Raw genomic sequence first — 12,435 nt, 5'->3', positions numbered from 1 at the left:
CTTTTTTTATTATGAATTTACTATCAGTAAACATTGCTTTAATTCTGGTCTTCCTATTGTAAAGTTTTCTAACCATTCACGCAACTGTTCCATTTCGTAAGGCAACAACAACTTGACAGCTTTTTCTAATTCTTTGCAAAAAAGTTTCGCATCAAAACTAACTCTTTCTAAAACTGATTTTGTATAATCGTACATAATTTTTGACATAATTTAAGGCAGATTTTGGTTATATTCAAATTCTAAATCATTGTAAAAATACATTCTTTTCCAGCTACTTTATAATCTTTTAACGAAGTTTTTAGTTTTTTATTAAATTTAATATAAATTACTGATTTTAAATGATTTAAAAAAATAGATCAGTAGGATAATTTACAGTTTTCGAGCACGAAACATTTCTCTTTTTCCAGGAGGGCCGGCCAATTTTTCAACAGTAAATCCTACTTCTATCATACTTCTTTTGACCACACCTCTTGCAGCGTAAGTAACCAATATCCCATTTGTTTTGAGCGCATTGTACATTTTTCTAAAAACTTCTGTACTCCATAATTCAGGCTGGACTCTGTATCCAAAAGCATCAAAATAAATCAAATCAAATCTATTTTCATCCTCAATATCTTGAAAAAATTGCTTTCTCTTTGTTATAGAAAAACTATCATTTAGCATTACTTTTTCTTCCCACGAGCATTCATGAATCTTCTCAAAAGTCGAACTTTCTAATTTTGCCTCTAGTTCCTCAACATAGTTCATTTTTAAAACTTCTGCAGCAGATATTGGATAAGCCTCTACTCCAACATAGTCAATAGTTTGATTCATTTTTATAGATTCCAACAAGGTAATAAACGCATTCAATCCTGTCCCAAATCCTATTTCTAAAATGGCAATTTCTTGATTTTGAAATAAAGAAAGACCATTTTTCATAAAGACATGTTGTGCCTCTTGAATTGCGCCATGTTTCGAATGATAGCACTCATTCCATTCCGTTAATTGGATGGTTGTCGAGCCATCAAGTGTTTGAATTATTTCTCTTTTCAAAATTATGTTCTAAAGTTATGCTAATTTATTTTTTTTAGCTTGTCAAAAATAATCAAAACTACATCTTTTACCGCTTTAAAATGACTATTTATTATAAATTCAGTAGAATAGAGCCACTTTTTATTACATTTTCTAAATCTTATATAAATGTTAGCTAAACCCTGTAATTAATGTTATTTCGATAAGGATTTTGCTGATTTTTATTTAATTTTGCAAACATTATACTCCAGTGTATGGAAATGCTATTCGCTTAAGTTTACGCTTAAAATTTTAAAACATTAAAAAATAATACATTACTATGAGTGCAACTCAAACTAACAAAATTGAAATTATAAAATCTGCGGCTTCAAAAATAAATGAAGTAGATTTTGCAAACTTAAGCTTTGGTTCGGTTTTTACGGATCATTTATTTGAATGCGATTTTAAAAATGGAGAATGGCAAAACCCAGTTATAAAACCTTACGCACCTTTTTTATGCGATCCTTCTAGTAGAGTTTTTCATTACGGACAAGCTATTTTTGAAGGAATGAAAGCTTATAAAGATACTAATGATGATGTATGGCTTTTTAGACCTGATGAAAATTACAACCGTTTCAATAAATCAGCGGTTAGAATGGCTATGCCTGAAGTTCCTGAAGATATATTCATGAATGGTTTGAACCAATTATTGAAATTAGACCAAGAATGGATCAAAAAAGGAAAAGGAAATGCAATGTATATCCGTCCGTTTATGATCGCTACAGGACATGGAGTAATTGCAAATCCTTCTGACGAGTATAAATTCATGATTATTTTATCTCCTGTTACTTCGTACTATGCTGGAGAAGTAAAAGTACTTATCGCAGAGCATTATAGTAGAGCTGCTAATGGTGGAATTGGTGCTGCAAAAGCGGCAGGAAATTATGCGGCGCAGTTTTACCCAACGCAATTAGCTAATAATTCAGGTTTCCAACAAGTGATTTGGACCGATGATGCAACGCATACAAAGCTAGAAGAAGCGGGTACAATGAATGTTTTCTTTAGAATAAATGACACTTTATTTACTGCTCCTGTAAGTGAGCGTATTTTAGATGGTGTGACAAGAAAAACACTGATCGACTTAGCAAAAAGTGAAAATATAGACATAGAGATTCGTCCAGTTTTGGTTTCAGAACTTGTTGAAGCTGCTAAAAATGGAACTTTAAAAGAAATATTTGGTGCAGGTACTGCTGCAGTAATAAGTGCAATATCAGGGTTTTCATACCAAGATGTTTACTACGATTTACCAAAAATTGAAAATTCTGTGGCTAATCAATTAAAAGAAAAATTGACTAATATTCAAAATAAACTGGAAGAAGATACTTTTGGATGGACTGTTAAGATATAATTAGTTTTTGACACCTTTTAGTAGGGCGGTTTTCGAATTGAAAACCGCCCTACTAATTTATACTAAAGACTTGCATCAATAAAAAACAATCCTTTTATTACTATTTAAGAATAGCAGTGAAATTTGGTTTAAAATAATTAGGACCTTTCATAACTTTGCCATCTTCTCGGTAAATAGGTTTTCCATCTGCACCTAACTTACTCATATTACTTTGCTGAATTTCATCAAAAACAGCTTCTATTTTATGTTGCAAGCCATGCTCAATTATTGTTCCACAAAGGATATATAGCATGTCACCCAAGGCATCAGCAATTTCAGTCAGATCATTATTTTGAACTGCCTTTAAATATTCTTCATTTTCTTCCTTCATTAAATTATAACGAAGCTCGTGTAATTTTTCGTCTAGATTGGCGGTTGGATTTTCTTTGAAACTTAAATTAAAAGTAGTGTGAAACTCCTTGACGGCGTTTAATTGTTTTTGCATCTTATTATTTTATCAAATGAAACAACAAATTACTAAACTATTATTAAACAAATACCTAAATTTGGCACAAAAAATATTTTAATTATGTTTAGTCAAGGGCAAATAACATTTGGTATAGTCTTTTTTTTAGCGTTTGTCATTGGGATGGTTTACGCTTATCGAAAAGACGCTAATTTACATAGGATATTCTACAAAGAAAGTTACAAAATATTATTAGGTTTTTTAGCTTTCATTGTAATTTTAGTATTGATAAAAATATTTTTCAAGCGCTAAAGTTCTTAATAAAAAATAATTATTGTTCACTGAAAAGTGGACTTTTTCATTAGTAGATTAATCGTAAAAACTATATTTATAGTCTAAAGCACGTAAATAATTTTAGTTTATGGTTCCAGCTAACTTCTAAAATAATAGTATATTATTTAGATAAAAAATCGTTAGTAATATATATTAAAAAATGTTCATTAGAAGTAAATTTACTATGCAGAGACTAGGAAGACAGCTATCGAAAAGGTTTTATTAGGAAAACACCGTTATATTTACTGGCTACTTTCTGTACTGTCTTAATTAAATTTTTAACTTTACAGAAATTAACAAATAGTTGAATTATGAGAATTTTAAAGTATTTATTTCTTTTACTGCTACTTAGTTTTGTAGCGCTTACTATTTTTATCGCTACTCAAAAAGGAGATTTTACAGTAGAAAGAAGCAAAATTATAAATTCTCCAAAATCCAATGTATTTAGTTTTGTGAATGATTTCAGAAACTGGGAAGATTTTGGCTCCTGGATGACTGAGGATCCTACCATAAAAATCAATTATTCTGGTAAAACTGTTGGAGCTGGAGCTTCTTACTCATGGGACGGACAAGATGGTTCGGGTGACTTGAAAACTCTATTTGTTAAAGAAAATGACAGTATTTCTCAAAAAATGAACTACAACGGTACCTCATCATCCGTTTTTTGGAGTTTTAAGGACACCATTGGCGGTACCAAAGTAACGTGGAAAACTACTGGAAAAATGAGTTTTTCGATGAAAGTCTATACAGCATTTAAGGGTGGAATCAATGCAATTATTGGAAAGATGTACGAAAATAGCTTGGTAAACCTAGACAAAACTCTTGATTACGAAATAAATACCTTTACAGTAAAAGTAGATGGATTAGCAAAAATACCAGCTACGTTCTATTTGCACCAAACCTTTACTAGTGAAATTTCTAAGGTTACTAAAAATTCAAGAATAGTATTTGATAAAATCAATGATTTTTGTGATAAAAACGACATCGAGCGCAATGGAAAACCTTTTTTGCTTTACCACACTTATGATTTAGCAAAGGGATTAACTCGATTGTCTTTCTGCATTCCTATAAAAACGGAAATTTTCACTAGCGCAGGAAGCGATATTTTGAGCGGAAAACTAGAAGAACTTGAAGCAGTAAAAACGACTTTAACTGGTGATTACTCTCATACTAATAAGGCTTTAGACAAAGCAACGGCTTATATTAATGCAAATAAAATTGTTGTAGATCCAACTTTTTCTCATTTAGCTATTTTTAAAGTAAGGAAAGCTGAAACTAAAAGTCCATCAAAATGGGTAACCGAAATTTACTATCCAATAAAAACTAAAGTGATTCCTCCGGTAAACACATACGTTACTCCTATTGTAAAAAAATCAGAATCTTCTGTAACACCAGAACCTGTTATCAAAAAAGAAGAAGAGAACTCAGAGTTTTAAAAATACTTCTAAAGCAGATTAAACCTTTCATCTGATTTCTATTCTAATTCTAAAAGACCAATTTTGCAAGAAGAAAAGGAATTTATATCCGAATTATTGAACATCAAGACGCAAAACCAAGCGTTTCAGAGGTTAATAGTCGACTATCAAAGACCGCTTTACAATCACATTCGTAATATCGTTTTAAATCACGATGATGCTGATGATGTATTGCAAAATACTTTTATTAAAATATTCCAAAATTTAAAAAATTTCAAGGGAGAAAGTAAACTCTTTTCCTGGATGTATCGTATTGCTACTAATGAAGCATTAACTTTTTTGAAACAAAAAGCTAAAAAAAGCGGCATCTCATCTGAAACATTACAAAACAAGGCACTCGATAATCTTGAAGCTGATGTCTTTTTTGATGGAAATGAAATTCAATTAAAATTACAAAAAGCGATAGCCTTATTGCCTGAAAAACAACAATTGATTTTTAAAATGAAATATTTTGAAGAACTCAAATATGAAGAAATATCTGAGATTCTAGGAACCTCTGTAGGAGGACTTAAAGCATCCTATCACATTGCAGTAAAAAAAATTGAAGCTTTTGTAACATCAAATTAAACCTTTTTAAAACAATAGTGTCTTATAGATATGAAAACATTTAAACTAGAAAATGAACCTAAGATTGAATCTGGTTTTAAAACACCAGAGAAATACTTTGAAAATTTTTCAATAAAAATGATGGAGCAGTTGCCTGCAAATGAACCAAAAGTAATTTCTCTTTTTCAAAGAAAAAAGAATTTATTTTTAATGGTTGCAGCAGTATTAGTCCTTGCGCTCATGATTCCGTTTATAAATAATTTTTACACTGATAAACAAGAATTGGATTCAGCGCAATTAGAAAATTACATCACTTATCAATCCAATGTAAATCAATACGACTTAATTAATGGACTGGAAACATCAGACATTAACAATATAAAAATAAGTATGTCTATTGAAGATAAAGCAATAGAGGATATTCTATCAGTAAATTCGAATCTGGAGAATCTTATTTTAGAATAAATCACAAACCTATTTTTTAAGCACTAATTAAAAGACGAAAAATGAATATAAAAAAATTATTACCCATACTACTTTTGTTAGTCTCTACTAGCTTTTACGCTCAAAGCGAAAGTATGAAAGAGAAAAAAGAACAAATTAAAACACTAAAAGTTGCTTTTTTCACTACCGAATTAGACTTAACTAATGCGCAAGCTGAAAAATTCTGGCCTATATACAATACTTTTGATGACAAACAATTTGAATTGAGGCATCAAAAAATGAGAGCTTTTATGAAAAAAATGAATGATGGCTCACTCGATAAAATAAGCGAAAAAGAAGCAAATACTTTTTTAGCCCAAATTCAAGATACTGAAGAGGAATTATTTTTACTGAGAAAAAAATTCACATCTAATCTAAGAGCGATACTTCCAGCTTCAAAAATCATAAAACTTAAAAAAGCGGAAGAAGATTTCAATAGAAAGTTACTACAGCAATACAGGAATAAAGGCTCAAAATAATAAACTTTTGATTGTTAGTTCAATAACACACCCTAAACTACAGATAAATTCTAACGTTTAGGGTGTTTTATTTTTTAAAACTAATTCTTATCATTTTATTTTGTCCTGCGGCAACAGCCGTAGTTTCATTAATAAAGCGAATTGTATTTAAAGTTGCATCACTTGACAATTGTTTCCAAGTTTCACCACCATTAGAAGAGTAATATACTCCTGAGAAGCCAACTGAAACAATCGATTTTCCATTACTATTTGGTACATATTGCACACAAGAAGCGTATCCAAAACCATGATTTTCAGCTATAAGTTTCCAAGTTTTTCCACCATCATCAGTAATCGCTTTATTACCGAAGTTTTGATTTCTATTTTCATAGTCTCCTCCAGCTACAAATCCTATTTTAGAATCATAAAAGTCAGCTGTAAAAATTCCAGTCATCGTTTTGCCTTGCACTATTGGCGTATCATAGACTTCCCAAGTATTCCCTCTGTCCGGTGAATAAAAAGCCCTAGAACTTTTCCCTCCTGAAACAATCCATGTGTTATTTTCTTTTATAATAATATTAGTGTTACTAGCTGCAAAAGCGGCTTCTCCCGTTAAAACCTTTGGCAATTTATCACATGGTATTTTATTCCATGAATTACCGCCGTCGCGAGTTACAATAATATTTAGACAGTCTTCGACTGGATCTCCCATCGCTATTCCTTCTGTATTGTTCCAAAATTGCATGCTATCAAAAAAAACTTTCTCGTGACGTTCCTCATACACTAATTTCGCACTAGAGTCTTCTTTCGAAATTTGGTATAACAGAGCAGGATTTCCTACATTTAAAATATAAACATGTTTAGAAGTTTGAGCAATACTTCTAAATTCCAGTTTTAAAGAATCCTTTGTTATTCTATTTTCTTTTTTTTGACTATTATCTAAATTGAAAAAACCATACCTTCCATTATCAGCTGCATACCAAATTTTATTTTTATCGATTTGAATCGCTCTAATACTTATTTTATCCTGAAATAATGTATCAGTTTCAACTGACTGAAATTCATTATTATTTAATTTAAAATTATCATAACTTCCAGTTTTACAAGAAATTAATAACACAAATAGCGACAAAACCAGTAAAATATTTTTCATGTGTAATACATTTTAGCGCAAATTTACAATTATTAAAATAATTCCGATTGGATTAATTAATATATTGGCACAGTAATTGGTTATTCCAAAAAAAGGAATTTAATCCAATTAATTATGAAAACGAAACTACTAGTACTGAGTTTTTTAACTGCTTTTTTCGCAATGCAAATGAATGCACAAGATAGAACATCGGTTAATGCTATGAACGCCGAAATAAGCGACAATCTTGATTTGAGAGCTGTTGCTTCTATTTTTGGGGATTCTAGAGACCTACAGGATTTTGAACGAAGACTCAACGATCCTAAACTTCAAATTTCTAATTTAGATTTGAATAATGACGATCAAGTTGATTATTTAAGAGTTATAGAAACTGTTGAAGGTAGAACACACCTTATCATCATTCAGTCTGTTCTTGATCAAGATGTATATCAAGATGTAGCTACAATTGATGTAGAAAAAGACAGAAACAACAAAATCCACGTGCAAGTAGTAGGTGATGTTTTCATGTATGGCCAAAATTATATTTATGAGCCGGTGTATTACACTCCGCCAATTATTTATGCATCATTTTGGTCAACTAACTACCGTCCTTACTATTCATCTTGGAACTGGAATTATTATCCTTCTTATTATTATGCATGGAATCCTTTTCCCGTATTCCGATACAGAAACAACATTAATATCTGTTTAAATTTTAATAACAGCTACAATTATGTAAGCCATAGAAGAAATGAGCGAATTGCTGTAGTTTATAATTCGAGACGTGCTAATGGATATGAGAGACAAAACCCGAACTATTCATTTTCACGAAGAAATGCGAACGTTGTAAACCGTTACGAATTAGAAAAAAGTAGAGGCTCTCGAAATGAAGTTACTTATTCTAATAGAAGAGGCAGTGCGACAAGAGAAAACTCTCAAAACAGATCAAACTCCTCGCGAGATATAACATCACAAAGAGGTAACTCTTCGAGAGATATAGGATCACAAAGAGGAGGTTCTTCAAGAGAGTATTCTCAAAATAGAACAAGTCCTTCTGGCCAAGCATCTCCGCAAAGATCAGGTTCATCGAAAGACTATTCTCAAAACAGAACAAGTCCTTCTGGCCAAGCAGCTCCGCAAAGAGCAGGTTCATCGAGAGATTACTCACAAGGTAGAACAAGTCCCTCTAGAGAAGCAGCACCGCAAAGAGATTACTCACAAGGTAGAACAAGTCCTTCTAGAGAAGCAGCTCCACAGAGAGATTACTCACAAGGTAGAACAAGTCCTTCTAGAGAAGCAGCTCCACAAAGAGATTACTCACAAGGTAGAACAAGTCCTTCTAGAGAAGCAGCTCCACAAAGAGATTACTCACAAGGTAGAACAAGTCCTTCTAGAGAAGCAGCACCGCAAAGAGATTACTCACAAGGTAGAACAAATCCTTCTAGAGAAGCAGCACCGCAAAGAGATTACTCACAAGGTAGAGGAAGTTCAGCAAGGCAATCTGCACCACAAAGAGCAGAACCGCAAGGTCGCGGAAACTCGGCAAGAGAATCTGCACCGCAAAGAGTTGAATCTCAAAGAGGTAATTCATCATCCAGACCTGAGAACAGAAGAATCTAAATATAAAATATTTAAAAATAAAAAACCACGGCTACCAAGTCGTGTTTTTTTTGCTTATAAAGTGTCAATTTATTTTAAAAGTGTACTTTTGACAAGTTTTTTAAAATTATTACATGAGCGCATCACATAAGAACCTGCATAGTAAGTTAACGTTAGGTGGTTTATTAATATCATTAGGAATAATTTACGGTGATATAGGAACTTCACCACTGTATGTAATGAAAGCCATCTTAGGCGATCATATAATAAATGCGAATGTTGTTTTAGGTGGCGTTTCTGCGGTTTTTTGGACGCTTACCTTACAAACAACAATAAAATATGTATTAATCACATTAAGTGCTGATAATCATGGCGAAGGAGGTATTTTTGCGCTATACGCCTTAGTAAAAAAAACAAAAATCAGGTGGTTGATTGTCCCCGCAATTATTGGCGGAAGCGCACTACTCGCTGATGGAATTATTACCCCGCCCATCTCTGTATCTTCTGCAGTAGAAGGAATTAAAACTTTTTATCCTGAAATCAATACCATACCGATTGTAATAGGTATATTATTTATTCTCTTTACCATACAACAGTTTGGATCCAAATTAGTAGGTAAATTTTTTGCCCCAATGATGTTGATTTGGTTTGCAATGCTAGCTGTATTGGGAATAATTCAAATTACGAAACATCCTGAAGTTTTCAAAGCATTAAACCCTTATTACGCATACCAATTATTATCGATACATCCCGATGGTTTTTTTGTATTAGGATTTGTTTTTCTATGTACAACAGGAGCTGAAGCGCTATACTCTGACATGGGACATTGCGGACGAAAAAACATTAGAATTAGTTGGATATTTGTAAAAACGGCTTTAGTACTTAACTACTTTGGCCAAGCAGCTTATTTAATTCATCACGAAGGGCGAACATTACAAAATTTAGGAGGGAAGAACGGAAATCCATTCTACCTTATCATGGAAGATTGGTTTCAACCTATAGGAATTGTTATTGCTACATTAGCAGCAGTAATAGCATCTCAAGCCCTTATCAGCGGCTCCTTTACTTTGATAAATGAAGCCATGAGATTGAACTTTTGGCCAAAGGTAAAAATCAAATATCCAACGGAGTTAAAAGGTCAACTTTACATTCCATCGATAAACTGGTTGCTATTTGCTGGTTGTGTTGGAATTGTACTGCACTTTGAAGAGTCCAATAACATGGAGCATGCTTACGGCCTTGCTATTATTTTATGCATGATAATGACCACCATTTTACTCAACTTTTATTTAATAATGAAAAGAGTAAAATTGTATTTTATTGTACCATTAATAACAATTTATCTTCTAATCGAATTTAGTTTCCTAGCCGCTAATATTACTAAATTTGCTGATGGTGGTTATGTAACTCTAATTATTGCTTCGGTGTTAATTAGTATAATGACAATATGGTATTCTGCTAAACAAATTAATAAAACTTATACTAAGCTCGTTAAAATTGAAGACTACAAAAAAGTACTTGTCGAACTTAGTGCTGATTTGACGATTCCAAAATACGCAACGCATTTAGTGTACATGACAAATGCAGGTAGAACTGATGAAATTGAAGAAAAAGTGATGTATTCCATTTTACAAAAGCGACCTAAAAGAGCTGATATATATTGGTTTGTACACGTTAATATATTATCAGAACCATATAAAGCACAATATAAAGTTACTGAAATTGTAAAAGATGATTTGTATCGCGTCGATTTTAATCTCGGCTTTAGGGAACCTACTAAAATAAACCTAATGTTTAGAGAAGTGATCAAAGACATGGTTAAAAAAGGTGAGGTAGATATTACCAGTAGATACGAATCATTGAACAAGAATAATATTATTGGCGATTTCAAATTTGTACTTTCTGAAAAATTTCTTTCCAACGATAGTCGCTTGAGATGGCGTGAAAAATTAATTATGAATTCCTATTTCTTACTTAAAAAATTAAGTTTATCTGAGGAAAGTGCTTTTGGATTAGACAGCAGCTCTGTCAAAATCGAAAAATTCCCATTAGTACTTCACGCACCTGAAAAGGTGGATTTGACAAGATTAAAGTAACTATTCCTTTAAAATTAAACCAAAAAACATTGTAGCATTTACAGTGTTTTTTTTTTGACAAAAAATTTAAAAACAACATTCATTATTTAAAATATAACATTCAGTCAATAAATAGTACCTTTGCACCTCAATTATTTAAAATGAGATTACACAGAAATTTAGTTTACACAACGATAGACGCATTAAACGCCATTTTTAACGAAGGTGAATATGCTGATAAAGTAGTAGCAAGATCCCTTAAAAAAGACAAACGTTGGGGAAGTTCAGATAGAAAGTTTGTTGCCGAAACCATCTACGAAATTGTACGTTGGAAAAGATTATACGCAGAAATAGCCGAAGTAAAAGAACCTTTTGACAGAGACAATCTATGGAGAATGTTTTCTGTTTGGGCAGTTTTAAGAGGTTACCCTATTCCAGATTGGCGTCAGCTGGAAGGAACTCCAGAAAGAAAAATAAAAGGTCGCTTTGATGAACTTTCGAAAGTGAGAGCTTTGAAAGAATCTATTCCAGACTGGATGGATGAATTAGGCGTAAAAGAGCTAGGCGAAAAAGTTTGGGCAACAGAAATTGCGGCTCAAAACCAACCTGCTAAAGTTATCCTTAGAGTAAATACACTCAAGACTACTAGAGAAGAGCTACGTGCTATTCTGATGGACTTAAACATTGAAACTGAAACATTAAAAAATCAACCCGATGCTTTAGTTTTAAAAGAAAGAGCTAATGTATTCTTGACAGATGCTTTTAAACAAGGTTTCTTTGAAGTTCAAGATGCAAATTCGCAATTAGTAGCTGCTTTCCTCGATGTAAAACCGGGAATGCGGGTGGTTGACACTTGCGCGGGTGCGGGTGGAAAAACATTACACATTGCTGCTTTGATGGAAAACAAAGGACAATTGATTGCTATGGATTTGTATGAAAGTAAATTGAAGCAATTGAAAATCCGTGCTAAAAGAGATGGTGCCTTTAACATCGAATATAGAATTATCGATTCGACAAAAATCATCAAAAAATTACATGAAAGAGCTGACCGTGTACTTATCGATGCGCCTTGTAGCGGTTTAGGAGTTCTAAAAAGAAATCCTGATGCTAAATGGAAATTACAGCCAGAGTTCATTGACAATATACGAAAAGTACAATCAGAGGTTTTAGAAAGTTACTCTAAAATTGTAAAACCAGGTGGAAAATTAGTATATGCGACTTGCTCGGTTTTACCTTCGGAAAACCAAGATCAAGTGGCTCGTTTTTTAACAACTGATATTGGAAAACAATTCAAATTCATAAAAGATCAAAAAATCCTTGCTTCAGAGTCTGGTTTTGATGGCTTTTATATGGCTTTGTTAGAAAGAAAAGAAAGTTCAGAACAAAAAGAAAAAAGAGTTGAGAAAGAAATTGAATAAAACTTAGATTTTACACTCTATAATTCACAAAAAAAGTCCTCGAAATTCGAGGACTTTTTTTATATCATTATTT

The 12,435-nt window shown here is 32.3% G+C and carries 12 protein-coding genes; 8 read left to right on the top strand and 4 right to left on the bottom strand.

Annotation, left to right across the window (positions count from 1 at the left end):
- Nucleotides 1–9: 9 nt before the first annotated feature.
- Together LNP27_RS08140 and mnmC2 are read right to left on the bottom strand one after the other, a co-directional pair.
- Entirely contained in the window at nucleotides 10–207 is a 198-nt protein-coding gene (locus LNP27_RS08140; RefSeq protein ID WP_229941155.1) for a hypothetical protein, read from the bottom strand.
- A gap of 162 nt (nucleotides 208–369) precedes the next feature.
- Nucleotides 370–1,032: a tRNA (5-methylaminomethyl-2-thiouridine)(34)-methyltransferase MnmC2 gene (mnmC2, locus tag LNP27_RS08135; protein ID WP_229941154.1), complete on the bottom strand. Its 663-nt coding sequence runs from the start codon at nucleotides 1,030–1,032 to the stop codon at nucleotides 370–372.
- 298 nt (nucleotides 1,033–1,330) lie between these two features.
- On the opposite strand from mnmC2, the gene LNP27_RS08130 reads away from it, so the two are divergent.
- Entirely contained in the window at nucleotides 1,331–2,398 is a 1,068-nt protein-coding gene (locus tag LNP27_RS08130) for a branched-chain amino acid aminotransferase (protein WP_229941153.1), read from the top strand.
- A 100-nt stretch (nucleotides 2,399–2,498) separates the two neighbouring features.
- On the opposite strand, the gene LNP27_RS08125 is transcribed toward LNP27_RS08130, so the two are convergent.
- A complete protein-coding gene (locus tag LNP27_RS08125) occupies nucleotides 2,499–2,882 on the bottom strand; it encodes a pyrophosphohydrolase domain-containing protein (protein ID WP_229941152.1) in 384 nt (127 codons plus the stop codon).
- Nucleotides 2,883–3,487: 605 nt separating this feature from the next.
- Here LNP27_RS08125 and LNP27_RS08115 point away from each other — a divergent pair.
- The 4 genes from LNP27_RS08115 to LNP27_RS08100 all read left to right on the top strand — a co-directional run bounded on the left by LNP27_RS08115 (nucleotide 3,488) and on the right by LNP27_RS08100 (nucleotide 6,159).
- On the top strand, nucleotides 3,488–4,612 hold the full coding sequence (locus LNP27_RS08115) for an SRPBCC family protein (RefSeq protein ID WP_229941150.1): 1,125 nt from the start codon (nucleotides 3,488–3,490) through the stop codon (nucleotides 4,610–4,612).
- A gap of 63 nt (nucleotides 4,613–4,675) precedes the next feature.
- The gene (locus LNP27_RS08110; protein ID WP_229941149.1) at nucleotides 4,676–5,218 is read left to right on the top strand and encodes an RNA polymerase sigma factor; all 543 of its coding nucleotides are present in this window, start codon (nucleotides 4,676–4,678) and stop codon (nucleotides 5,216–5,218) included.
- A 30-nt stretch (nucleotides 5,219–5,248) separates the two neighbouring features.
- Complete coding sequence (locus tag LNP27_RS08105) at nucleotides 5,249–5,662, top strand: hypothetical protein (RefSeq protein ID WP_229941148.1); 414 nt, start codon at nucleotides 5,249–5,251, stop codon at nucleotides 5,660–5,662.
- Between the two features lie 41 nt (nucleotides 5,663–5,703).
- Complete coding sequence (locus LNP27_RS08100; RefSeq protein ID WP_229941147.1) at nucleotides 5,704–6,159, top strand: sensor of ECF-type sigma factor; 456 nt, start codon at nucleotides 5,704–5,706, stop codon at nucleotides 6,157–6,159.
- A 67-nt stretch (nucleotides 6,160–6,226) separates the two neighbouring features.
- Here LNP27_RS08100 and LNP27_RS08095 read toward each other — a convergent pair whose 3' ends face one another.
- On the bottom strand, nucleotides 6,227–7,291 hold the full coding sequence (locus LNP27_RS08095) for a sialidase family protein (protein ID WP_229941146.1): 1,065 nt from the start codon (nucleotides 7,289–7,291) through the stop codon (nucleotides 6,227–6,229).
- Between the two features lie 114 nt (nucleotides 7,292–7,405).
- On the opposite strand from LNP27_RS08095, the gene LNP27_RS08090 reads away from it, so the two are divergent.
- The 3 genes from LNP27_RS08090 (at nucleotide 7,406) to LNP27_RS08080 (ending at nucleotide 12,362) form a co-directional block, all read left to right on the top strand.
- On the top strand, nucleotides 7,406–8,890 hold the full coding sequence (locus tag LNP27_RS08090; RefSeq protein WP_229941145.1) for a hypothetical protein: 1,485 nt from the start codon (nucleotides 7,406–7,408) through the stop codon (nucleotides 8,888–8,890).
- A 113-nt stretch (nucleotides 8,891–9,003) separates the two neighbouring features.
- Nucleotides 9,004–10,965: a KUP/HAK/KT family potassium transporter gene (locus LNP27_RS08085; protein ID WP_229941144.1), complete on the top strand. Its 1,962-nt coding sequence runs from the start codon at nucleotides 9,004–9,006 to the stop codon at nucleotides 10,963–10,965.
- Between the two features lie 140 nt (nucleotides 10,966–11,105).
- Nucleotides 11,106–12,362 (top strand): RsmB/NOP family class I SAM-dependent RNA methyltransferase, encoded by a 1,257-nt coding sequence (locus LNP27_RS08080; protein WP_229941143.1) that lies wholly within the window; start codon nucleotides 11,106–11,108, stop codon nucleotides 12,360–12,362.
- Nucleotides 12,363–12,435: the final 73 nt, after the last annotated feature.

This window comes from Flavobacterium galactosidilyticum (assembly GCF_020911945.1).
GTDB lineage: Bacteria > Bacteroidota > Bacteroidia > Flavobacteriales > Flavobacteriaceae > Flavobacterium > Flavobacterium galactosidilyticum.
Note: the sequence above shows the minus strand (reverse complement) of the source record. Positions and strands in the feature narration are given on the sequence as shown.